Source organism: Streptococcus varani, assembly GCF_001375655.1.
GTDB lineage: Bacteria > Bacillota > Bacilli > Lactobacillales > Streptococcaceae > Streptococcus > Streptococcus varani.
This window is the reverse complement of sequence record NZ_CTEN01000004.1, coordinates 290,361-312,040: the sequence shown is the minus strand read 5'-3', so window position 1 is coordinate 312,040 and position 21,680 is coordinate 290,361. Positions and strand designations below refer to the sequence as shown.

The window sequence follows — 21,680 nt, the reverse complement described above, 5'->3', positions numbered from 1 at the left end:
TGTTGCACTTGACTTGACAACATGCGGTCAAAATTTTGCTTAAAAAAATCATAAAAAAATAGCCGTTATGCTTGATTTGAGCTGATTTTGTGTTATACTATTCATGTAATATTCATTTATTTAAATCAAACCTGTTGTGATTTAAGTGAATGAGTTTTCATTCACCATACTGTTTGCTGAGCTTGACTCCGGGCAGTATGGCATTTTTTTTGTCACATTCACCGAATAGTATGGAGCAACTGATGAATATTGAAGAATTATCCTACCAAGAAGAAAAATCTCGCAACCACGTGGTCTTATTTGAACCACAAATTCCACAGAATACGGGCAACATTGCTCGTACGTGTGCTGCAACAAATGCTCCGCTCCATATCATCAAGCCTATGGGCTTTCCGATTGATGATCGTAAGATGAAGCGGGCTGGATTGGATTATTGGGATAAGTTGGACGTTCGTTTTTATGAGAATCTAAATGAGTTTATAGAAAAAGTACAAAATGCTTGTGTGCATCTAGTTTCAAAATTTGCTGAAGAGACCTATTCAGATGTAAAATATGATGATGACAAGCTTCACTATTTCATCTTTGGTCGTGAGGATACGGGTTTACCAGAAGAGTTTATGCGGCAGTATGCGGATAAAGCTATCCGTATTCCGATGAATGATCAACATGTCCGTAGCCTCAATGTTTCCAATACAGTTTGTATGGTCATCTATGAAGCTCTACGCCAGCAGAATTTTTCTGGTTTGGAACGTGTTCATACCTATGAGACAGATAAACTCAAGTTAATGTGAAAAGAGTAACAAAAACAGCCTTTTAGCCTTGCAATTGCAAGGTTTTTTTGTTATGATAGAGGTGTCTTCAGGGCAGGGTGAGATTCCCGACCGGCGGTGATAAAGGAGACTTTTTTTCTCTAAAACGAGGCAGCGAGTTGTAGGCTATACTAGAGTATGCCAAGACGAGCTAAGGAAGTGACAGAAAAAAAGAGATTCTTTGAAGTCCGCGAGCGAAAGCTGATGTGGTGCAATTCCACAACCGACAGTAAAGTCTGGATGGGAGGAGACGAAGGGGTTTTTATGCTTTTTTAGCTGCATCTAAATACTCTTTGGGACTCTTTCAATTGTAAAAATTGGAGGAATTTTTTTATGTCGCAGACAAACAATAACACACGTAAGATGGCTTACATTGCCATTCTTTCAGCTATTTCATTCTTATTAATGTATGTGCAGTTTCAAATCTTACCAGGTGCAGATTTCCTTAAACTGGATTTTTCTATCCTACCAATCTTGATTGGTTTAGTGATTTTGGACTTAAAGAGTGCATTTTCAATTCTTTTGATTCGCTCACTTTTGCAAGTACTTCTCAATAATAATGGAGCATCTACTATGATTGGGATGCCCATGAATATCATCGCCTACGCCTTCTTTATCTTGGCCTTGGCTGTTATTTGGAAGAAAAATAAAAATTTTAAAAACTATATTTTAGCAAGCTTGCTGGGTACAATTAGCTTAACTTTAGGGATGTTAGTACTCAACTATGTTTACGCCATGCCGATGTATGCAAGTTTCGCTAATTTTGATGTTGGTAAACTACTAGGTGTAGGCAATTATCTTTTTGGTATGGTCTTACCATTTAATTTCATACAAGGGATCATTTTTTCGATTGTTTTCTACTTTGTCTATGTTGGAATGAAGCCTGTTTTAAAGAAATTTCAATAAAAATATGCTATGCTAGAAACATGAAAAATTCATTGAAACACTATAAAAATGCTTCTTATGCAGCCCTCTTTTTTGTTATGTTAGGCTATGTTGTTAAGTTCTATCCGGATTATCTGGTAGGATTTGATCGTACTATCCAGATGGCTATTCGAGGAAACTTGCCACAAATGGGCACTAGTTTCTGGACAACAGTGACCAAGTTGGGAAATGTCGTCTCCATTTTTGGCTTCGTCTTTGTTCTTGCAGTCTTTTTCTATTGGAAGAGATGGAAGGCAGAAAGCTACTTTTTGGTGGGAAGTCTTATCTTGATGGCTGGAGTTTCGTCAGCCCTGAAGTTCCTCTATCAAAGACCGAGACCGACCATTGAATGGCTTATTGATACGGTTGGCTATTCCTACCCAAGCTGGCACACCGCTTCAACCATGCTAGTTGCTGGTGTACTAGTGATTGTCCTCAATCAACGCTGTCAGAACAAATGGCTCAAATATCTTGGACAGGCTCTTCTTGTGATCATAGCTATATTGGTTGCTCTATCTCGTGTTTATATAGGAGTTCACTTCCCAACAGATATTATTGGTGGTTGGCTACTGGCTTTAGCTCTCTTATTTGGACTTTATCCAACTTATGACCGTTATCGTTTTACTTGGCGTTTTCAAAGCAAACAAAAATAAACTCTTTCTTGACCACCTATGATTTAAAGATAAGTTAGAAAATGGAAAGTAAAAGCAACCAATATTTTCTGAGAATCAACGCTATTGATATTAAAACTCCTTTACTATCAATAGATATGTATGCCTTGCTTTGCTTCCGTTATTTCTGATTTTTTTGAATATAAGTTAGCTGATTAGAAAAAACACATTTGAGCCATGTACTCAAATGTGTTTTTTTCTATTCAGTTGTGGAAGTTTCTTCTGTATTTTGTGCAACATTTTTGACCGGTCGTTCTTTAGCTAGGCTCAAAGCATCTTGAATAGCTTGGGTATAAATCGTACCACCTTGGATTTCGGTATCACGGTTACCACCAAAATGGATGTAATCGCTACCTTCCCAGATTTGTGGATTACTTTTAGAAGCTTGGTTCCAATCGGCAACTGTAATGAAATCATAGGTTTTAGCTAATTTATAGACATATTGGGCATGTTTTTCAGCAATAGGATCATCATAGTAAGCTGAATTTCCATCATAAGGAGTGAGTAGAATGAGATGATGGCCATTTGGAAGGTCGTTGACAATCTTATTCAACTCTCCTTCATAATTTGGAATAGGGTTGACACCTGTGGCAATAACCACATCTTTCATCAAGGTACCGCTCTGGATGTTTGCTAACATAAGTTCATGAGCCTGTTGTGTGTTTCGGCTACCTTGTGCATCTATATAAGCTTCGGGCATTGCTGCCTGTAACTGAGGTGTCGCACGAAGTGTAACGGAATCACCAATGATTGTGACTCCTTCCTGAACCTCAAATGAGGAAGCTTTTCCTTTTTCAGCAAAGGATTTGGTCTGGTGCAGGCGAGTATCAGCTTGCTGAAGTCCTTTGACCAACAAATCGGTTTCAAATGCTCCTATTTTGGGAGCAAAGAGGGTGATGCCGAGTGTCACTAATGCTAGGATAAGTCCAATTCCAGCAACCCAATTTTTATAGGGTTTTAGCGAAATAATTTTGCCAAATAATTTGCCATCTCTTCCAGCTAGATAAGGTTCGAAGATATAAAAAGAGAAGCTTGCTAAAAGAAGTGAGAGAAGGCTGGTTAAAAGAATACCAATGAGATTACCAAAAAGCTGACTAAAGACAATATAGAGAGGCCAGTGAAAGAGATAGATTCCATAGGAAATATTGGAAATAAAGCCGATGAAGGCAGGCTCCTCTTTTTCTGGTAGACGCTCATGCAAGATGCGACAAACTACAATCAATGTAGCTGTTGCTAGACTAGAGAGTAAGAATCCAAAGAGGTAAGTCCAGATGCTAGTAAACTTAAAGAAAAAGAGAAGTACTAGCATGATGGTGGAGGCACCAGCACCAGATAGAATCAGCTTTTTCATTGGGACTCTTGAGCTGAGACGCTTGAAGGCTGGAGTTGTAGTTTGAATGCCAAGAAGGGTAGCTAGGAGAGCTCCGATAAAGAAAGGGAAAATGTGGGTCCAACTCGAGAAGTAGATTCTGGAAAACTCATCCACAAAGAAGCTAGAAATAAACATGGATAGGAAGCTTAAGACTGCGATAAGCCCGGAAGTGAGAAAGATAAACCCTTTTAGGTGTCCAATTTTCTTTGCTTTGCTCGCCATAAAACGAACAGCCAAAATCCAAAGAATGTAGAAATGGATTTCGATAGCTAGTGCCCATGTGTGAACAAAAAGATGTGGCGTGAACTGGTTTTCATAAGATCCACCAGATAATATTTCAAAATAATTGGTAACGAAACCTAAAGCGGCAGCGATTTGATTGCCGATATTGGCTATAAAATCATTGCGAATGAGAAGAGCCAGTGGTGTAGCTAGAAGAATCATCAAAACCAAAGGCGGGAAAATCCGATAGAAACGTTTTCTGAAAAAAGAAGTGATGTCAATCGATTCGTTTTTCGCATACTCGTCAATAAGATTGGCGGTCATCAGATAACCTGATAAGGTAAAGAAAAGGTCCACCCCAAGGAAGCCACCAGGAAAGTATTTTACGAAAAAGTGATAAAGTAGTACCCAAATTAGGCCCGTTGTACGAATAAAAGAAAACCATCTAATCTTCATGTTGATAAATCCCCTGTTTAAATCTTCCTTCATAGACAGTTTTCGTCTGAGTTGTTAGCTTGCCTTGCCCTTCGGCTTGTCCTTTTTTAAATTCTCCAACATAGGTCCAACCGTCTTTAGCTGTGAATTTACCTTTCCCATCGAAAATCCCGTTTTTGAAGTCGCCTTCATAGCTATCTCCATTGGCAAAAGTTACTTTCCCTTGACCGTTTAGCTTGTTGGCCTGTACAGTTCCTTGGTAGGAGATCTTTCCTCCATCAAAGGTCAGTTTCTTTTGAAGCGGAATCCGTCCTATAAATAGGGTCAGGGTGCACAAAATAATCAACCCCAAGCTGGCCCACTCGGCATTTTTCCGAGTCAGATGAGGCTTAATTTTGTCAAAAAAATCGTTAAAGTTCACTGCAATCTTTTTCATCTTTTTATCTCTTTCATGAAGTTATTACTATTCTATCATTTTATAAGGATTTCTACAAAAAGATTTGGTCATCTTTTCAAGTCTTCTAACCATTGCTGACAACCTTTTTCTACCCTCTGGTAAGTTTCTTCAAAACGTCCAGTAAAGTAGGGATCAGCAACACCAGTCTGGTCAAAAAGTTTAATCTTGGCTCTACAATCAGTGGGAGCTATCTTTAGCATATCATGAACATTCTCTTGGTCCATGCCAATTAAATAGTCAAATTCATCAAAATCGGACTTGGTTAATTGAGTAGAACGTTTTCTTTTATCATAAGAGATGTCGTGGTCTTGAAAGATCTTCAGGGTCCCGCTATGGATAGGATTCCCGTGTTCCCAACTAGAAGTAGCTCGACTCTCTACATGTATTTGATTGGTCAAAGATTTCATGACAAATTCAGCCATGGGACTTCGACAAATATTTCCTAAACAAACAAAGGCAATTTTTTTCATCTTATTTTTCTCCCGTTTCCTTATATATCCTATTATACAACAGCTAGATAGGGACTTCAAACGAAATGAGAGAAAATGCCAATTTTTCTGAAACACAAGAGGATAGTCATCTACTAGGTTAATCAACGAAGATTTGTTATAATGAGTCCAAATAGAAGGAGGTTTTATCATGGATATTCAAGCCTATCAAAAATGGGTTAGCGATTTTTATAAAAAAAGAAATTGGTACCAGTATGATTCCTTTGTTCGTAGCAATTTCTTGATGGAGGAGGTAGGAGAGTTAGCCCAATCTATCCGTAAAAGGGAAATAGGGCGTGATCGACCAGATGAGGATGTGACCTCTGATATTGAAAATATAGCAGCTATCAAGGAAGAATTAGGAGATGTTTTGGACAATATTTTTATTCTTGCTGATAAGTATGAGATTTCTTTGGAAGAGATTATGGAGGCTCATAAGGAAAAGTTGGAAAGGAGATTTGCGGAATGAATATAGCTATTTTCTGTGGAGCTAATCTGGGAGTAGATGCCCTTTATAAAGAAAAGTCAATAGAGCTGGTGGACTGGATGGCCTCTCAAGAACATGATTTGGTGTTTGGTGGTGGGAAGGTTGGTCTGATGGGTGTCGTCGCTGATTGCATGATTGCTCAAGGTCGTAAGACTATTGGTGTTATTCCAAGTTTTCTTAAAGAGCTAGAAATTGCACATGAGGGTCTGAATCAATTGATAGTAGTTGAAGATATGCACCAAAGAAAGGCTAAGATGATGGACTTGAGTCAGGTCTTTATTGCTTTGCCTGGTGGTCCTGGTACTTTGGAAGAAATCGCGGAGGTTATCTCTTGGGTCAGAGTGGGTCAGTGCCAAGGTTCATGTATCCTCTATAATATTAATGGATATTGGGATTGCTTAAAAATGATGTTTGACCAGATGGTGGATCAAGGTTTCTTGACCAAGCAAGACAGAGGGAAAATCCTCTTTTCAGATGATATAGATGAGATTTCTTGCTTTATTCAAAATGATTAGGCACCGAAACTGAAAGGATACAATTAAAAACCAGACTCCACTTGAAAGGACCCTGGTTTTTATAGTTTATTTAAAGGTATAGTCTTTGAGGATTTCGATACTATCAATGGTAATATTGCTGGTAGGTTTGTCGCTACTATCCGTTTGACTACTTGCGATCTTATCAACAACATCCATACCTTCGGTTACCTGACCGAAGACAGTATATCCGCCATCTAAGCTAGGATTTCCACCATTTTTGTAGGCTTCAATGATCTTACTTGGTGTCTTTGCACTGCTGAGTTGGCCAGAGGCGTCAGCTGGATTTTGGTTGATAAAGAATTGGCTGCCATTGGTGTTGGCTCCCGCGTTCGCCATAGCCAGGGCCCCACGAATGTTGTAGAGGAAAGCAGATGGTTCATTTTTAAACCCTCTTCCGGCATCAATTTTATCGTCTTTACCAGCCCATATAGATTGGCCACCAGTTCCTTTTCCATCTGGATCACCACCTTGGATCATAAAACCATTGATCACACGATGGAAGATGATTCCATTGTAGTAGCCTTCCTTAGCGTGGGTCAAGAAGTTTTCAACAGCCAGAGGAGCCTCTTCTGGGAAAAGTTTGAGAGTAATGTCCCCAAGATTTGTCTTCAATTTTACGGCTGCTTCATTGTCCGCAATTTCTGTTGATAATTGTGGGAAGTTGGCATTTGGATTGTTAATGGCATAGGCCAAATCTTTAGCATATTTGCTGACAGTATCGGTCTCCAAAGTTTGAGCAGGTGTCTCAGAGGAGTTTGCCGGTACCTCTTTTTTTGAAGAACAAGCCGCCAAAAGTAAACTTGAAGCTAAAGTTAAGTAAAGAAACTTTTTCATAATAAACCTTTCTAAAAATGTCTGTAATAAGCGATAAGAATTGCATTACTGATAAATGTTGTAATTTTAGTTCCATGCAAGGAATGTTTCTGCGCTTGCAAATTTCCTTTTGCTCCAATAGACAAGGGAATCTCTTAAGCTGGTAAACTATAACAAGTATAGTTCTTTTCTTTGATGAAAAATAGACTAGCACTCCTCGTAATCAACATTATATCACAAAATTTTAAACTGTGATATACTAGTTTAATCAGAAAGAAGAGAGTGAATTTTTATGGCACTATATGATGATTATGAAGTCAAACCTTATATTTCACCAGATCGTGATTTGGAAACAGAAGATTTTAAACCCGTTCCTAGAAAAAATATGGAACTCTTAGGCAAGGGATTACTGGCTGGAGATATTATCTTACTTTGGCGGATTCGTTTTGGTACCTTTACCAATGACACAGTTTATAGTAAATATTTCGAGTATTCTTATGGAATTGATGGACCAACACACATGCAATCCTTGCTTGCTAAAGGATACGCGTTTGAAGAGTCTGCCTTTGATTCCTTGGACCATATTGCTGCTGGCCTAAAGAAAAAAATATTAAAAACAAAAGATGTTAAGGGTTTGTCAAAAATGAAAGCAGCAGACTTAGATCAAGCCTTAAAAGATCATTTTTCTGAAGAAGAATTAGGAAGTTTCTTTGTGGTTCGTGGATACGCATTGACAGAAAAAGGAAGCAAAGCCATTGATGATAACCCCCAGGTTATTGATCGTCATCCTAAAAAGAAATTTTAAAGTGATAATGAAAAATGGTATGAAAAGTAGCAGATGCAAACCGAATGGAGCATCTGCTTTTTTGCTGAAAAATAGGTAGCTTTGTGGTAGAATGAAATGATATTGCTTAAAATGAGGGAATTATGTCTAAAATGATAAAAAAAGGGAAGTCAACTCGCCGCCCAACTAAGGCGGAATTGGCTCAAAGAAAGAAAATCAAGTCTATTCTGATCCGACTTGTTCTGATTCTGTTGTTAGTTTTTGCAGCAACTAGGATGGGAGTATTGGGTGTAACGGCCTATAATCTCTTGCGATTGCTCTTTGGTTCGGCCACCTACCTTTTGATGGCTGGATTGCTTATGGCCATTCTTTTTTGGAATAAGATTACCAAGCATGAAGGTATCATCTCTGGCTTTCTTCTCTGTTTTGCAGGTGTTCTGCTAGAATTTCAAGCCTATTTGGATTTGCATTATAAGGGTAGCCAACTTCTCCAACATACGGTTCAATTGGCCTTTAATGAAATGAAACTCATGCAAGTTAAGGAGTTTTTGGGCGCTGGAGCTCTGGGTGGCGTTCTTTATATGCCAATTTCTTTCCTGTTTGCCAACATTGGCACCTTTTTTATAGGAGCTCTGCTGATTTCCTTTGGTCTCTTTTTCATGAGTCCTTGGACAGTTTATGATTTAGCCGACGGTTTTGCCTATCTGAGAGAAAGACACAAGGAAAAATCGGCTATTCGTGCTGAAAAAAGAGCTATTAAAGAGGCTGAAAAAGCTGAAAGAAATGCACTCAGAGAAGCTCAACGTTTGGAAGAAGAATTGGCTTTTGAAGCTGAACTAGAGTCTCAAAGACAGGCTCGTTTGCTGGAAGAACTAGATAATAAGGTTGATTTGGAGACAGGGGAAATTCTTGACGTTGAACCTGCAATTGAGGAGCATGCTCTCCCACTCTCCATTAAGGCTCAGCTCAGTTCAGAGATCTTGCCGGAAGATGAATTTCCCATCCATTTGGCTCAGGAAGAAATTCTTGCTCAAGAAGGCGATCAAGAAGAAGCACAGGTCCTTGAAGATGTTGTTATCGACTTCAAGCCAAAGCATGGCCTAGCCTATAAATTACCAACGGTTGATTTGTTGGCTCCCATTAAGGTTAAGAGCCAATCTAATGAAAAGAAAATTGTCCGAGAAAATATCCGAGTATTGGAGGAGACCTTTGCTAGCTTTGGTATTAAGGTAGCGGTGGAGCGAGCTGAAATTGGTCCATCTGTTACCAAGTATGAAGTCAAACCAGCTGTCGGTGTCCGTGTCAATCGAATTTCCAACCTAGCCGATGACTTAGCCCTGGCCTTAGCTGCCAAGGACGTCCGAATCGAAGCACCTATCCCGGGGAAATCTTTGGTGGGTATAGAAGTGCCTAATTCGGAAGTGGCGATGGTACCTTTCCGTGAGCTCTGGGAGCAGTCAAAAACAGATTCTGGTAAACTGTTGGATATTCCTCTTGGGAAGGCTGTCAATGGCTCTGTTCGCTCCTTTGATTTGACAAAGATGCCCCACTTATTGGTGGCTGGTTCGACCGGTTCTGGTAAATCGGTGGCCGTTAATGGTATCATTGCTTCTATCCTCATGAAGGCTGGACCGGATCAGGTCAAGTTTATGATGATTGATCCAAAGATGGTTGAATTATCAGTTTACAACGATATCCCTCACCTCTTGATTCCTGTTGTGACAAATCCTCGCAAGGCTGCGCGCGCTCTTCAAAAAGTCGTAGACGAAATGGAAAAACGCTATGAACTTTTCAGCCATCTTGGAGTCCGCAATCTAGAGGGATATAATGATAAGGTAGCTGAGTTCAACAAGCAATCGCAGGAAAAACAAATTCCTTTACCACTGATTGTGGTTATTGTGGATGAGTTGGCTGACCTGATGATGGTGGCTAGTAAGGAAGTGGAAGATGCGATCATCCGACTGGGACAAAAAGCACGGGCAGCTGGTATTCATATGATTTTGGCTACACAGCGGCCGTCTGTAGATGTTATTTCTGGTCTTATCAAGGCCAATGTTCCATCCCGTGTTGCCTTTGCTGTATCCAGTGGAACCGATAGTCGGACCATTTTGGACGTCAATGGGGCTGAAAAACTACTGGGACGAGGAGATATGCTCTTTAGTCCAATTGGGGAAAGTCACCCAGTTCGATTGCAAGGTTCTTTCATCTCGGATGGAGATGTAGAGGCTATTGTAAACTTTATTAAAAATCAAGCAGATGTTGAATACGATGAAAACTTTGATCCTGGTGAAGTATCGGATGGAGATTTTGATTCAGGTTCAGGAACTTCTAGTGATGATGGTTCTGATCCCCTCTTTGAGGAGGCACGGGCCCTGGTTTTAGAAACTCAGAAGGCTTCAGCTTCTATGATTCAACGGCGCCTCTCAGTTGGATTTAACCGGGCAACTCGTCTCATGGAAGAACTAGAAGCAGCAGGCGTCATCGGTCCAGCCGAAGGGACCAAGCCACGTAAAGTATTGGAGACTCAGTAAGATGAAATTAGATACCGTTCACCATATCGCCATCATCGGGCGAAACTACGAAAAAACGAGAGAGTTTTATGTTGATAAATTAGGTTTTCATCCACTTGACGAACATATCCGTCCAGAAAAAAAGGACATCCTTTTCAATGTCCAAAAAGGCCATCTGATCTTAGAAATTTTTATTAAAGAAGATGCACCGCTACGACCTGCCTATCCCCATCCAGAACATACAGGTCTACGCCACCTGGCTTTTAAAGTGGAAGATGTGGAAGCCTGCTTGGCTGAGTTTGACCAACTGGCCATCCCTCATCAAGGCTTGCGAGTAGATGATTTTGATGGGAAGAAGATGGCTTTCTTCTTTGATCCAGACGGTCTACCTCTGGAAATTCATGAATGACGGTAAGCCAAAAGAAATAGTCCGGGAGACACTTTCTTCATGAGTTTTGAGATTAGAGAGAAAATCGATAGATTAAGAAATCAATTTTTCAGACTTCGGAGAAAAAATGCTCTTTTCTTTATTTACAGTTTCAAGTCTCCAAATCTGAGAGATGTGGAAGCTTAAGTGGCTAAGGATATCAAAAAAAGACTCAGTTCATCTGGGTCTTTTTGCTAATTTTTTATAAGGAAAAGAGATATGGTCATAGCCAGGTAGATAAGAAAAGTAAGGAGAAAACCAGCTCGCCAGAATAATTTGAAAAAGCGACCATAGGTAAAATCTCTTTTTTTCCACAGAAAAAGGGAGGCAATAACGATAGCTAGGATAGAGAGAGCCAAGATTAAGTGTGGAAGAAAACTATGGTAATAAGCCTTGTCCGTAATCAAATAAAATTCTACAGCAAACAAAGGAAAGGCGATGTCAGCAAAGTTCCAGCCTCTTTTTTGTAACTTGAGCAATTTTACCAAAAGAATGGAAATGATTAGGTTTAAGAGGATAAATAATAGAGATGCAAATTTCAAGAATGTCATAGCTTTATTCTATAAGAAAAAAGAGAAAAAGTAAACATTTAGCTTGCATTTTCTTGGTTTTCGTGTATAATAAAAAGGTATGTGTAAATCACATATTTGTGGGAGGTAAAAATCTGAAATTACCGCCAAAACCACAATAGGAGGATTTTATATCATGGCTAAAAAAGTCGAAAAACTTGTAAAACTTCAGATTCCTGCAGGTAAAGCTACTCCAGCTCCGCCAGTTGGTCCAGCTCTTGGTCAAGCAGGTGTCAATATCATGGGATTCACAAAAGAGTTTAACGCTCGTACAGCTGATCAAGCTGGTATGATCATCCCAGTTGTTATCTCTGTGTATGAAGATAAATCATTCACTTTCATCACAAAAACACCACCAGCTGCTGTTCTTTTGAAAAAAGCTGCAGGTGTTGAAAAAGGATCAGGCACACCAAACAAAACAAAAGTTGCAACAGTTACTCGTGCACAAGTACAAGAAATTGCTGAAACTAAAATGCCAGATTTGAACGCTGCAGATCTTGAAGCTGCAATGCGTATGATCGAAGGTACTGCTCGTTCTATGGGATTCACTGTAGCTGACTAATCAGCTGGGATTCCATGACCCGCTCACTTCATCATTAACTGAGTGACGTGGGAGATGAAAATCGATTTAACCACATTACAAGGAGAAAATTAACATGGCTAAAAAAGGCAAACAATTACGTGCTGCTCTTGAGAAAATCGACAGCACAAAAGCCTACAGCGTAGAAGAAGCTGTAGCACTTGCACAAGAAACTAACTTTGCAAAATTCGATGCAACTGTAGAAGTTGCTTACAACTTGAACATTGACGTTCGTAAAGCTGACCAACAAATCCGTGGTGCAATGGTATTGCCAAACGGTACTGGTAAAACTTCACGCGTTTTGGTTTTTGCACGTGGTGCTAAAGCTGAAGAAGCAAAAGCTGCTGGTGCAGATTTTGTTGGTGAAGATGACTTGGTTGCTAAAATCAATGGCGGTTGGTTGGACTTTGACGTCGTTATCGCGACTCCAGATATGATGGCACTTGTTGGTCGTCTTGGTCGTGTGCTTGGCCCTCGTAACCTCATGCCAAACCCTAAAACTGGTACAGTAACTATGGATGTTACCAAAGCAGTTGAAGAGTCTAAAGGTGGTAAAATTACTTACCGTGCGGATAAAGCAGGTATCGTACAAGCTATCATTGGTAAAGTTTCATTTGAAGCTGACAAGCTGGTCGAAAACTTCAAAGCTTTCCACGATGTAATGGCTAAAGCTAAACCAGCTACAGCTAAAGGGACTTATATGACTTCTGTAACCATCACTACTACACAAGGTGTTGGTATCAAAGTTGATCCTAATTCACTTTAATAAAAAAATAAAAACATGGCCTTGGTCATGTTTTTATTTTTCTTAAGACTGAAAAACTGTCAAATGCCTCTGACTCAAAAAATGTTTTGGTTTTACAAGTTTCTTGGAAAAGTTTATAATGAGAATTCAGAATAGAAAAAATGAAAGAGAAGATCATGTCAGAAAATAAGCAGCAAAGCCACCAGCAGGAAACCATGGTACGTGGCATGGCCTGGTTGACAGCTGGGAACTTTATCAGTCGTTTGCTAGGTATCATCTATGTTATCCCTTGGTTTATCTGGATGGGAGAACATCGTTTCGAGGCCAATGCCCTCTTTAATATGGGCTATCAGGTTTATGCTACCTTCTTATTGATTTCAACTGTTGGCTTGCCAACGGCAATGGCAAAACAAATCGCTAAGTACAATGCCTTGGATAGACAGGATGTATCCTACTATTTAGTTAGAGAATTTTTCAAACTCATGTTGGTCTTGGGGCTAGTCTTTGCTGGATTCATGTACCTTTTTTCTCCCATCTTAGCGGATATGTCTGGTTCAAAGGAACTACTGACACCGGTTATGTATAGTCTGGTGCCACCTATCCTCATCTTCCCAGCTATGAGTATCATGCGAGGCTTTTTCCAGGGCCACAATAATATGAAACCCTATGCTATCAGCCAAATAGCTGAGCAAATTGCTCGTGTTATCTGGATCTGGGGAGCAACATTTTTTATCATGAAAATGGGCTCGGGAGATTATCTAAAAGCAGTGGTGCAATCGACCTTTGGTGCTTTTGTCGGAATGATTGCTAGCATCGCTGTTCTGATTTTTGCCTTACAAAAAGGTTCTTATATCCGTCGCGTCCTCAAAAAACCGGATTCAGTTATCTCCATTGACCTCAAGGCTTTGATTATTGAAACGATAAAGGAAGCCATCCCATTGATTGTTATCGGGTCAGCTATCCAACTCTATCAGTTTGTAGATCAAATCACCTTTGTTAACTTTATGGAAACCATCACTAGTTACACAAATAAAGAACTTTTGGTGGATTACTCTTACATGATTTCCAATCCAAGTAAGATTACGATGGTTATTATCGGGGTGGCGGGTTCCATTGGTAGTGTGGCCATCCCAATGATTACAGAGTCTTTTGTTAAGAAGGATATCAAGGGGACATCCAATCTGATTACAGATAATATTCGGATGTTGTCCATTGTTATCATCCCAGCTATCGTTGGCACAATTATCATGGCAAAACCTCTCTATGTGGTCTTTTATGGGGCATCAGAGTCAGCAGCAATCGGTCTTTTCAGAGCTAATTTGCTTCTTATTTTATTCCAAGGACTTTATACGCTCTTTGGCGTCGTCATTCAAGGGGTTTTTGAAAATCGCAAGGGAATTATCTTCTTTCTCACAGGTTTAGCGGTGAAAATTATCCTACATTTTCCCTTTATTTATTTATTCCATGCCTACGGCCCGCTTTTGTCGACTGCTTTTGGCCTCTTTGTGTCCAATGCCTTGATTTTCCGTCGAGTAGATAAGGTCATCGGTATTAATAAAATTGCTGTCAAGAAAAATGTTGTTGGGATTAGTATTCTTTCCCTCATGATGGGACTTGTCGTTTTTGTTCTAGAAATTGGTCTGAGTCAACTTCTTCCGCCTGTTGGTCGAATCGCCAGTGTGCTTCATCTCTTAACAGTTGGTTCAGTCGGTGTCTTCATCTATGCTTACTTGACTCTTAAGACCCGTCAGTTGGATAAACTGATTGGGGCAAAAGCGGATGCCTTGAGACGGAAACTTCATATATCGTAAGAGAAACCTGGAAACAGGTTTTTTTGATAGGAATCATTCCCCTTTTTCTTGAACTTAGATTTATCAAGGTTTAAGGATCACCTAAAAAGAAAAATCGCCACGGTCTGTAGCGATTTTTCCCTTTATGAGCCATCATTCAACGTCAAAGCGTTATAATAGTAGTGCAAACTATAGCTATTAGCGAGGTCTCACATGAAAATTATAACACAACTCAACCTCTTTGAGGACCATGAAATGGGTGATTTAGAAAAAATTTTGACTGTTCTGGATGGTTTGCCAGAAACCAACCTCTTCCAGTGTCTGGAAGAAAGACGTCGTCATGGACGTCGAGATTACAGTGTTCAATCTTACTTCATCGCCTACGTGTCTAAATTTATTTTACAGCTGGAAACCGACCAACAATTGATACGGCATCTGAATATGAATAGTCAGCTTCGACAAATATGTGGATTTGAAACGCACGGTGTCAAATTAAAGAACGGAACAAGGAAACGGGTTCACGCTCCCTCCAAATCGGCCTTTTCACGTTTTATTCAAGATTTGGTAGAACTCTGTCCCGATGTTGAGTACTGGGTTCAGTCAGGAGTTTCAGGCCTCTATGAGCTCCTTCCTGATTTCGGTAAGGAGCTGACTTTAGATGGGAAACTAATTGAAAGTTATGCGACTCCTTATGGTCAGAAAAAGAAAAAATTTTGACTGTTCTGGATGGTTTGCCAGAAACCAACCTCTTCCAGTGTCTGGAAGAAAGACGTCGTCATGGACGTCGAGATTATAGTGTTCAATCTTACTTCATCGCCTACGTGTCTAAATTTATTTTACAGCTGGAAACCGACCAACAATTGATTCGGCATCTGAATATGAATAGTCAGCTTCGACAAATATGTGGATTTGAAACGCACGGTGTCAAATTAAAGAACGGAACAAGGAAACTGGTTCACGCTCCCTCCAAATCGGCCTTTTCACGTTTTATTCAAGATTTGGTAGAACTCTGTCCCGATGTTGAGTACTGGGTTCAGTCAGGAGTTTCAGGCCTCTATGAGCTCCTTCCTGATTTCGGTAAGGAACTGGCTTTAGATGGGAAACTAATTGAAAGTTATGCGACTCCTTATGGTCAGAAAAAGAAAAAAGATAAGCGATCTGATCTGGATGCCGATTTCACTTGTAAAGAAAGACATGGTAAAAATGGGTACGTGAAAAAAGAAAATTACTATGGATTTCGCTGTCATCTCATCGTGGATGCCCATTACGAACTCCCGATTACCTGGGAAGTGACACCTGCTTCAAAGGGGGAACAGACTGTCGCTAAGAAGATGATTAGTCACCTAAGTGAGAAAGTTTTAGACAGAGCTCAGTATCTGATGGCAGATCGCGGTTACAGCGGTGAACCGCTTCAACACCTCTTAGAGGATGCGGATATTCTCCCTATTATTGATGCACCTCATCGATGGAAAGAGGAGGAAACACGACAATATTTAGATACTGATATTGTCTATAACCAGTCAGGTCAAGTCTTCTGGGTAGATGATCAATGTGAAGAAATAGAGTTATTGTATAACGCCTTTTTTCAAGATTAGCTTTGAAATGACTAGTCAAGGTTAGAAAAATACCATTCTGCGGACAAGTCCACTCTCCATTCTTTTTAAAAATATACGAAATTATGAGAAAAAGGCAACAAGGGGAATGGTTTGATAGAGATAATACTATTTAAAAATTAGATTTTATGGTAGAATAATAAGGATTAAAAATAGGAGTAAGAGGGAACGATGAAACCAAAATACGAACGTATTCTCATTAAATTGTCTGGAGAAGCACTTGCAGGTGACAAAGGTACGGGTATCGATTTAGCGACTGTTCAAGCAATGGCAAAGGAAATTGCGGAAGTACATGATTCAGGTATCCAAATCGCCTTGGTTATTGGTGGTGGCAACCTCTGGCGTGGAGAACCCGCAGCAGCAGCAGGTATGGACCGTGTACAAGCTGACTACACCGGTATGTTGGGGACAGTTATGAACGCTTTGGTCATGGCCGATAGTTTGCAACAATATGGTGTGGATACTCGTGTCCAAACAGCCATCCCAATGCAAAATGTGGCAGAGCCTTATATTCGTGGTCGTGCCCTTCGCCATTTGGAAAAAAATCGTATTGTCATCTTCGGAGCGGGTATCGGCTCCCCTTACTTCTCAACCGATACAACAGCTGCTCTTCGTGCTGCAGAAATCGCAGCGGATGCTATTCTTATGGCAAAGAATGGTGTGGATGGTATTTATAATGCTGATCCAAATAAGGATGCGAATGCCGTTAAATTTGATGAACTGACTCACCGTGAAGTCATTCACCGTGGTCTCAAAATTATGGATGCGACTGCATCAACTATTTCTATGGATAACGATATCGACTTGGTTGTTTTCAATATGAATGAGCCAGGTAATATCAAGCGCGTTGTTTTTGGTGAACCAATTGGAACAACTGTTTCCAACAAGGAAGAAAAATAAGGAGATTTTATGACTAAAGAAATCATAGCAAAAGCTAAAGAACGTATGGCTCACTCGCATCAAAGTTTGGCTCGTGAGTTTGGTAATATCCGTGCAGGTCGTGCCAATGCTAGTCTTTTGGACCGTATCTCAGTTGATTACTATGGGGCTCCAACGCCATTGAATCAGCTTGCTGGTATCACAGTACCTGAAGCACGTGTTCTCTTGATTACGCCCTTTGATAAGTCCATCTTGAAAGACATCGAACGTGCCCTCAACGCATCTGACCTTGGTTTGACACCACAATCCGATGGTGTTGTTATCCGTTTGGTTATCCCTGCCCTGACGGAAGAAACGCGGAAGAGTTTAGCTAAAGAAGTGAAAAAAGTAGGTGAGAACTCAAAAATAGCTATCCGTAATATTCGTCGTGATGCTATGGATGAAGCTAAGAAAGCTGAAAAAGCGAAAGAGATTACTGAAGATGAGTTGAAAGGTCTAGAGAAGGATATCCAAAAAGTAACGGATGATGCCATCAAGACCATCGACCAAATGACAGCAGAAAAAGAAAAAGAATTGCTTGCAGTTTAAGCCCTCTTTTTCCAACTATTAGTCTTATAGAGTCTGAGACAATTATCGTTTCAGACTCATTTTGGACTCAAAAAAGAGTGGATGACGGACATCTGAATTTAGGGATCTTCATGCGAAAAGGGTCTAGTAGATTTTTAAAGTGGGAACTCAATGAAATGATATATTTCTCATGTAAGATAGGAACTGGATTTTCCAACCGGCCATTTCTTCCTTGGTTTCAGTTCGTGAGGAAAGAGTTTCTATGCTCTTTTAGAAAGAAATAATATGAATACAGTACTTGCAACTTTTGTTACTGGTTTGGTAACAGATGAAAATAAGGATTTTTACTTTGTACAAAAGGATGGTCAGACCTTTGCTTTGGCAAAAGAAGAAGGGGACCATGCTTTGGGGCAGTCAGTGACAGGTTTTTCCTATACTGATATGAAACAACGTTTGCGGTTGACCACGAAAGAAGTGACCGTCAGTCGTACCAACTTTGGCTGGGGTCGGGTTACGGAGGTCCGCAAGGACTTGGGTGTTTTTTTGGATACGGGGCTTCCTGATAAAGAGGTAGTAGTTTCACTAGATATATTGCCTGAAATAAAGGAATTGTGGCCTAAAAAAGGGGATCAACTCTATGTCAAATACTATGTTGACAAGAAAGACCGCATATGGGCTTCCCTTGCTTTCCCAGAAGATTTTCAAAAAATGGCCGGACCTGGCTATGACAACATGCAGAACCAAGAGCTACGCGCCATCGTATACCGTCTCAAACTTAACGGCACCCATGTTTACTTACCAGATAACAATATGCTCGGTTTTATCCATCCAAGTGAACGGTATACGGAGCCGCGTTTGGGTCAAGAGTTGAAAGTCCGTGTTATTGGCTACCGTCAGATAGATCGTACCCTCAACCTTTCCCTCAAACCGCGTTCCTTTGAAATGTTGGAAAATGATGCTCAGATGATTGTGACCTATCTAGAAGCAAATGGTGGTTTCATGACGCTTAATGATAAATCATCGCCGGATGATATCAAGGCAACATTTGGGATTTCAAAAGGACAATTTAAAAAAGCGCTGGGCGGTCTTATGAAAGCTAAGAAAATCAAGCAAGATGCAATCGGAATTGAGTTGATCAACTAAGAAAAACAAGTGAGATGCCTTGTTTTAGATGCTAATAATTGGTCCGTTTTGACAGGTCTATTATCACAAGGAACATATAGTTAAGAGATGATTTCTACCAGTGAGAAGTCTTCTAGCTAGTAAAGCAAAGGATTGATTGCTTGATTTTAATTGACCGGAGCTACCTTTCTCTCTTATCTAGAATGGTAGATTGATAAGGGATGCATTTTGATATAGAAAGACATTACAAAATCTCAGACTTTCTGAGATTTTTTTGCTACAATAAGAACATTATGAGAAGGCGGTAGACCGATGAGAAAATCCTTTTATACATGGTTAATGACCCAACGAAACCCAAAATCCAATGAACCACTGGCGATTCTAGCAGATTTAGCCTTTGATGATTCAACTTTTCCAAAACACACAGACTCCTTTGATGAAGTCAGTCGTTATTTGGAAGACGCGGCCAGTTTTTCTTTCAATCTTGGTCAATTTGATCGTATTTGGGAACAATATTTGACCCATTAGAAACTCTTTGATACCTCAAATGTAAAGTCAAAGAAAATCACTGTTTGGGTGTTTTTTTCTTTTTGGCCGTGCAACTGTTATCTAAGACCAACATAGGGGTAATAGAATCGACATGGGATTGCAATACTTACTTGTTATAGTAAAAACTAATTAGTATCACTTGAAATGGCGATTTTTTTTTATGGAGTCAAAGTGCTTTACTGATTGAGGAAATGGTGTTACTCTTTTCTTAGTTAGAAAATGCAGCTTATCTAATGGGGATAAAATGATTAGATAGAAAGAGATTCATCATTTGTTAAGCTTATCAATTGAAATAAAGGAGAATAAAATGAACAATAAAAAAGCAAAAAAATATGCAGCCTTGAGAGATGAACAATTCTCTCTCTTTGAAAATTATGCTCGTCAGAATGGCATTAATAGTAAATTCCTTATGGTTTTTACATGGCTTTATAAAAATCCGCAAGGTTTGACACAGGAGTTTCTTTGTAGGAAGACCTATTCCAGTAAGCAGGTGATTCAATCCATTGTTAAAAATCATATGAGAAAAGGTTGGTTTTATCTAGAAACTATTTCAAATGATAAACGGAAAAAATTGGTCATGATGACTGATTTGGGTAAGAAAGAATTAGCAGCTTTGATAGAGCCTCTCAATGCTTATGAAGCTCAGGCAATGGCAAGTTTGACTTCGGACCAGCAAAAGGCCTTAGTAGAGGCTACACAGATTTTTTCAAATTCGCTAAAAGAACTTTTAGACAGTCACCAGGTAAACTAAGATGCTAGAGGCTATTGGCAGCTACCTTGCTGAAAATGGAGAATCTTATTGGGGATATGTTGGACAACACTTGCTCTTAAGTAGTCAGGCTTTGTTTTTGGCTATTCTGATTGGATTACCCCTTGGCTATCTATCTTATAAAAATCAGACAATCAAACAAATTGCGGTTCTCTTGACTCAGGGTCTAAGGGTTATCCCCAGTCTGGGTGTACTCTTTATTCTCATTCCCCTTATCGGTGTGGGACATTTTCCAGCTCTCATTGCTCTCCTTATTTTAGCTCTCCCACCGATTTTGCTCCACACAATTGTTGGATTTTCAGAAGTATCGGCTTCACTAATTGAAACAGGTTTGGGAATGGGGATGACCAAGAGGCAGTTGCTTGGAAAAGTGACATTTCCCTTAGCCCTTCCACATGTTCTCAATGGAATCAAGTTGGCCCTCATTGAAATTATCGCCTCTGCCACTTTAGCAACTTATATCGGAGCTGGTGGACTTGGAACCTTGATTTTCACAGGTTTGGGTCTCTATCGTTATGACCTTTTACTTCTAGGTGGTGGCTCGGTAGCCGCCCTGTCTTTTATCAGCATGCTGATTTTTGATGGCTTAATCAAGCATTTATCTAGTCAAGGTCGTCCATCAAGGGAGAAAGAAAAAATGAAGAAAAGAAAGTTAATTTTAGGCGGGGCGTTGGCAATTATCCTCATGGGTCTGGTTGGTTTCATTTGGACGGGTCTTAATAGTAGAAGTAGGTTTAAGACAGCTGATACTGCCATTCGTGTGGGATCTAAGGACTTTACAGAAAACTTAATTGTGGCTGAAATCTATGCCTTGGCTTTGGAAAACAATGGTTATCATGTGGAACGTAAGTCCAATATTTCTAGCTCCCTTGTTCACAATGCTATTCTCAATAAAGAAATTGATCTTTATCCTGAGTATACAGGAACGGGACTGCTTTCCATTCTTAAGGAAAAGATGGAAACTGATCCTAATAAAGTCTACGAAATTGTCAAATCTGGTTATGAAAGAGAATTTAACTTGACTTGGTTGGATTATGCGGCAGCGAATGATAGTCAAGGCTTGGTTATTCGAACTCAGCTAGCTGAGAAACTAGGTATTGAAACAATTTCCGACTTGCAAAAGCATGCTAATCAGGTCCGGTTTGCTTCTCAGGGTGAGTTTGACCAACGAGAAGATGGTCTTCCTGGCTTAGAAAAAGTCTATGGTACTTTCGACTGGAAATCCACCAAAGTTTATGATAACAGTCTCAAATATTCTCTTTTAGAAAATGATGAAGCAGACGTAACACCTGCCTATACAACAGAAGGACAGCTAGTTAATAGGCAACAATTTACTCTGTTGGAGGATGACAAAGCCTTTTGGCCACCCTATAATCTAGCTCCAGTCGTTCGAAATGAGATTCTGGAAGAAAATCCTGAAATGGCTGCTCTTCTCAACCAAGTTTCAAAAAACTTAAATACTCAAACAGTGACCCAGCTCAATGCCAAGGTTGATGTTGAGGGAGAGGATTATCGTGCAGTAGCAGAAGAATACTATGAGAAAATAAAGGACAAATAGTCTC

General features: G+C 39.9%; 24 protein-coding genes, 1 pseudogene and 1 riboswitch. Of the genes and pseudogenes, 20 read left to right on the top strand and 5 right to left on the bottom strand.

Annotated features, from left to right (window positions below; translation table 11 throughout):
* The first annotated feature begins 242 nt into the window (after positions 1 to 242).
* The 3 genes from BN1356_RS10175 (at position 243) to BN1356_RS10165 (ending at position 2,386) form a co-directional block, all read left to right on the top strand.
* Positions 243 to 791 carry a tRNA (cytidine(34)-2'-O)-methyltransferase gene (locus tag BN1356_RS10175; protein ID WP_093651278.1) on the top strand — a complete coding sequence of 183 codons (549 nt, stop codon included), beginning with the start codon at positions 243 to 245 and terminating at the stop codon, positions 789 to 791.
* Between the two features lie 59 nt (positions 792 to 850).
* A riboswitch (FMN riboswitch) is annotated at positions 851 to 1,065 on the top strand.
* Between the two features lie 77 nt (positions 1,066 to 1,142).
* Positions 1,143 to 1,715 carry an ECF transporter S component gene (locus BN1356_RS10170; RefSeq protein ID WP_093651277.1) on the top strand — a complete coding sequence of 191 codons (573 nt, stop codon included), beginning with the start codon at positions 1,143 to 1,145 and terminating at the stop codon, positions 1,713 to 1,715.
* Between the two features lie 20 nt (positions 1,716 to 1,735).
* The gene (locus BN1356_RS10165) at positions 1,736 to 2,386 is read left to right on the top strand and encodes a phosphatase PAP2 family protein (protein WP_093651276.1); all 651 of its coding nucleotides are present in this window, start codon (positions 1,736 to 1,738) and stop codon (positions 2,384 to 2,386) included.
* 217 nt (positions 2,387 to 2,603) lie between these two features.
* Here the strand turns inward: BN1356_RS10165 and BN1356_RS10160 are convergent, their stop codons facing one another.
* The 3 genes from BN1356_RS10160 to BN1356_RS10150 form a co-directional block, all read right to left on the bottom strand.
* Complete coding sequence (locus tag BN1356_RS10160) at positions 2,604 to 4,454, bottom strand: acyltransferase family protein (protein ID WP_093651275.1); 1,851 nt, start codon at positions 4,452 to 4,454, stop codon at positions 2,604 to 2,606.
* The gene (locus BN1356_RS10155; protein WP_093651274.1) at positions 4,444 to 4,869 is read right to left on the bottom strand and encodes an MORN repeat-containing protein; all 426 of its coding nucleotides are present in this window, start codon (positions 4,867 to 4,869) and stop codon (positions 4,444 to 4,446) included. Before BN1356_RS10155 ends, BN1356_RS10160 begins: the two co-directional genes overlap by 11 nt.
* Before the next feature lie 68 nt (positions 4,870 to 4,937).
* A complete protein-coding gene (locus tag BN1356_RS10150; protein ID WP_093651273.1) occupies positions 4,938 to 5,360 on the bottom strand; it encodes a low molecular weight protein-tyrosine-phosphatase in 423 nt (140 codons plus the stop codon).
* A gap of 169 nt (positions 5,361 to 5,529) precedes the next feature.
* On the opposite strand from BN1356_RS10150, the gene BN1356_RS10145 reads away from it, so the two are divergent.
* Together BN1356_RS10145 and BN1356_RS10140 are read left to right on the top strand one after the other, a co-directional pair.
* Positions 5,530 to 5,847 (top strand): MazG nucleotide pyrophosphohydrolase domain-containing protein, encoded by a 318-nt coding sequence (locus BN1356_RS10145; RefSeq protein WP_093651272.1) that lies wholly within the window; start codon positions 5,530 to 5,532, stop codon positions 5,845 to 5,847.
* Complete coding sequence (locus BN1356_RS10140) at positions 5,844 to 6,380, top strand: LOG family protein (protein WP_093651271.1); 537 nt, start codon at positions 5,844 to 5,846, stop codon at positions 6,378 to 6,380. Before BN1356_RS10145 ends, BN1356_RS10140 begins: the two co-directional genes overlap by 4 nt.
* A 66-nt stretch (positions 6,381 to 6,446) precedes the next feature.
* On the opposite strand, the gene BN1356_RS10135 is transcribed toward BN1356_RS10140, so the two are convergent.
* Entirely contained in the window at positions 6,447 to 7,235 is a 789-nt protein-coding gene (locus BN1356_RS10135) for a peptidylprolyl isomerase (protein WP_093651270.1), read from the bottom strand.
* A 271-nt stretch (positions 7,236 to 7,506) separates the two neighbouring features.
* Between BN1356_RS10135 and BN1356_RS10130 the strand changes: the two genes are divergently transcribed.
* From BN1356_RS10130 to gloA2, 3 genes are all read left to right on the top strand, one after another.
* Positions 7,507 to 8,019 carry a hypothetical protein gene (locus BN1356_RS10130; RefSeq protein WP_093651269.1) on the top strand — a complete coding sequence of 171 codons (513 nt, stop codon included), beginning with the start codon at positions 7,507 to 7,509 and terminating at the stop codon, positions 8,017 to 8,019.
* Between the two features lie 122 nt (positions 8,020 to 8,141).
* A complete protein-coding gene (locus BN1356_RS10125) occupies positions 8,142 to 10,529 on the top strand; it encodes a DNA translocase FtsK (RefSeq protein ID WP_093651268.1) in 2,388 nt (795 codons plus the stop codon).
* A gap of 1 nt (position 10,530) precedes the next feature.
* Positions 10,531 to 10,917 carry an SMU1112c/YaeR family gloxylase I-like metalloprotein gene (gloA2, locus tag BN1356_RS10120; protein WP_093651267.1) on the top strand — a complete coding sequence of 129 codons (387 nt, stop codon included), beginning with the start codon at positions 10,531 to 10,533 and terminating at the stop codon, positions 10,915 to 10,917.
* A gap of 212 nt (positions 10,918 to 11,129) precedes the next feature.
* Here gloA2 and BN1356_RS10115 read toward each other — a convergent pair whose 3' ends face one another.
* Entirely contained in the window at positions 11,130 to 11,486 is a 357-nt protein-coding gene (locus BN1356_RS10115; RefSeq protein WP_093651266.1) for a DUF3397 domain-containing protein, read from the bottom strand.
* Positions 11,487 to 11,640: 154 nt separating this feature from the next.
* Here BN1356_RS10115 and rplK point away from each other — a divergent pair, with 154 nt between their 5' ends.
* From rplK to BN1356_RS12915, 12 genes and pseudogenes are all read left to right on the top strand, one after another.
* Positions 11,641 to 12,066, top strand: a complete 426-nt coding sequence (gene rplK / locus BN1356_RS10110; RefSeq protein WP_093651265.1) for a 50S ribosomal protein L11 — start codon at positions 11,641 to 11,643, stop codon at positions 12,064 to 12,066.
* Between the two features lie 94 nt (positions 12,067 to 12,160).
* Positions 12,161 to 12,850, top strand: coding sequence for a 50S ribosomal protein L1 (gene rplA, locus BN1356_RS10105; protein ID WP_093651264.1), 690 nt, complete (start codon positions 12,161 to 12,163; stop codon positions 12,848 to 12,850).
* 155 nt (positions 12,851 to 13,005) lie between these two features.
* Complete coding sequence (locus BN1356_RS10100; protein ID WP_093651263.1) at positions 13,006 to 14,640, top strand: putative polysaccharide biosynthesis protein; 1,635 nt, start codon at positions 13,006 to 13,008, stop codon at positions 14,638 to 14,640.
* Positions 14,641 to 14,832: 192 nt separating this feature from the next.
* The gene (locus BN1356_RS10095) at positions 14,833 to 15,336 is read left to right on the top strand and encodes a transposase (protein ID WP_093651262.1); all 504 of its coding nucleotides are present in this window, start codon (positions 14,833 to 14,835) and stop codon (positions 15,334 to 15,336) included.
* On the top strand, positions 15,333 to 16,214 hold the full coding sequence (locus tag BN1356_RS10090) for a transposase (RefSeq protein ID WP_245620334.1): 882 nt from the start codon (positions 15,333 to 15,335) through the stop codon (positions 16,212 to 16,214). Before BN1356_RS10095 ends, BN1356_RS10090 begins: the two co-directional genes overlap by 4 nt.
* Positions 16,215 to 16,403: 189 nt before the next feature.
* Complete coding sequence (gene pyrH / locus BN1356_RS10085; RefSeq protein WP_093651261.1) at positions 16,404 to 17,132, top strand: UMP kinase; 729 nt, start codon at positions 16,404 to 16,406, stop codon at positions 17,130 to 17,132.
* 9 nt (positions 17,133 to 17,141) lie between these two features.
* Entirely contained in the window at positions 17,142 to 17,699 is a 558-nt protein-coding gene (frr, locus tag BN1356_RS10080; RefSeq protein WP_093651260.1) for a ribosome recycling factor, read from the top strand.
* Positions 17,700 to 17,963: 264 nt separating this feature from the next.
* Positions 17,964 to 18,821 (top strand): CvfB family protein, encoded by an 858-nt coding sequence (locus BN1356_RS10075; protein WP_093651259.1) that lies wholly within the window; start codon positions 17,964 to 17,966, stop codon positions 18,819 to 18,821.
* A 291-nt stretch (positions 18,822 to 19,112) separates the two neighbouring features.
* Positions 19,113 to 19,328 (top strand): YozE family protein, encoded by a 216-nt coding sequence (locus BN1356_RS10070; protein ID WP_093651258.1) that lies wholly within the window; start codon positions 19,113 to 19,115, stop codon positions 19,326 to 19,328.
* Between the two features lie 328 nt (positions 19,329 to 19,656).
* On the top strand, positions 19,657 to 20,100 hold the full coding sequence (locus tag BN1356_RS10065; RefSeq protein WP_093651257.1) for a MarR family winged helix-turn-helix transcriptional regulator: 444 nt from the start codon (positions 19,657 to 19,659) through the stop codon (positions 20,098 to 20,100).
* 1 nt (position 20,101) lies between these two features.
* A pseudogene (locus tag BN1356_RS12920) lies at positions 20,102 to 20,704 on the top strand (ABC transporter permease); the annotation flags it as partial.
* Between the two features lie 51 nt (positions 20,705 to 20,755).
* Positions 20,756 to 21,676, top strand: coding sequence for a glycine betaine ABC transporter substrate-binding protein (locus BN1356_RS12915; protein WP_245620342.1), 921 nt, complete (start codon positions 20,756 to 20,758; stop codon positions 21,674 to 21,676).
* Positions 21,677 to 21,680: the final 4 nt, after the last annotated feature.

Coding starts and splice junctions, on each gene's coding strand:
- BN1356_RS10145 (WP_093651272.1), top strand. CDS start 5,530: ATGGATATTCAAGCCTATCAAAAATGGGTTAGCGATTTTTATAAAAAA.
- BN1356_RS10150 (WP_093651273.1), bottom strand. CDS start 5,360: ATGAAAAAAATTGCCTTTGTTTGTTTAGGAAATATTTGTCGAAGTCCC.
- BN1356_RS10075 (WP_093651259.1), top strand. CDS start 17,964: ATGAATACAGTACTTGCAACTTTTGTTACTGGTTTGGTAACAGATGAA.
- BN1356_RS10170 (WP_093651277.1), top strand. CDS start 1,143: ATGTCGCAGACAAACAATAACACACGTAAGATGGCTTACATTGCCATT.
- BN1356_RS10125 (WP_093651268.1), top strand. CDS start 8,142: ATGTCTAAAATGATAAAAAAAGGGAAGTCAACTCGCCGCCCAACTAAG.
- pyrH (WP_093651261.1), top strand. CDS start 16,404: ATGAAACCAAAATACGAACGTATTCTCATTAAATTGTCTGGAGAAGCA.
- BN1356_RS10115 (WP_093651266.1), bottom strand. CDS start 11,486: ATGACATTCTTGAAATTTGCATCTCTATTATTTATCCTCTTAAACCTA.
- BN1356_RS10065 (WP_093651257.1), top strand. CDS start 19,657: ATGAACAATAAAAAAGCAAAAAAATATGCAGCCTTGAGAGATGAACAA.
- BN1356_RS10160 (WP_093651275.1), bottom strand. CDS start 4,454: ATGAAGATTAGATGGTTTTCTTTTATTCGTACAACGGGCCTAATTTGG.
- rplK (WP_093651265.1), top strand. CDS start 11,641: ATGGCTAAAAAAGTCGAAAAACTTGTAAAACTTCAGATTCCTGCAGGT.
- BN1356_RS10130 (WP_093651269.1), top strand. CDS start 7,507: ATGGCACTATATGATGATTATGAAGTCAAACCTTATATTTCACCAGAT.
- BN1356_RS10140 (WP_093651271.1), top strand. CDS start 5,844: ATGAATATAGCTATTTTCTGTGGAGCTAATCTGGGAGTAGATGCCCTT.
- BN1356_RS12915 (WP_245620342.1), top strand. CDS start 20,756: ATGAAGAAAAGAAAGTTAATTTTAGGCGGGGCGTTGGCAATTATCCTC.
- frr (WP_093651260.1), top strand. CDS start 17,142: ATGACTAAAGAAATCATAGCAAAAGCTAAAGAACGTATGGCTCACTCG.
- BN1356_RS10095 (WP_093651262.1), top strand. CDS start 14,833: ATGAAAATTATAACACAACTCAACCTCTTTGAGGACCATGAAATGGGT.
- BN1356_RS10070 (WP_093651258.1), top strand. CDS start 19,113: ATGAGAAAATCCTTTTATACATGGTTAATGACCCAACGAAACCCAAAA.
- rplA (WP_093651264.1), top strand. CDS start 12,161: ATGGCTAAAAAAGGCAAACAATTACGTGCTGCTCTTGAGAAAATCGAC.
- BN1356_RS10155 (WP_093651274.1), bottom strand. CDS start 4,869: ATGAAAAAGATTGCAGTGAACTTTAACGATTTTTTTGACAAAATTAAG.
- BN1356_RS10165 (WP_093651276.1), top strand. CDS start 1,736: ATGAAAAATTCATTGAAACACTATAAAAATGCTTCTTATGCAGCCCTC.
- BN1356_RS10100 (WP_093651263.1), top strand. CDS start 13,006: ATGTCAGAAAATAAGCAGCAAAGCCACCAGCAGGAAACCATGGTACGT.
- BN1356_RS10175 (WP_093651278.1), top strand. CDS start 243: ATGAATATTGAAGAATTATCCTACCAAGAAGAAAAATCTCGCAACCAC.
- gloA2 (WP_093651267.1), top strand. CDS start 10,531: ATGAAATTAGATACCGTTCACCATATCGCCATCATCGGGCGAAACTAC.
- BN1356_RS10135 (WP_093651270.1), bottom strand. CDS start 7,235: ATGAAAAAGTTTCTTTACTTAACTTTAGCTTCAAGTTTACTTTTGGCG.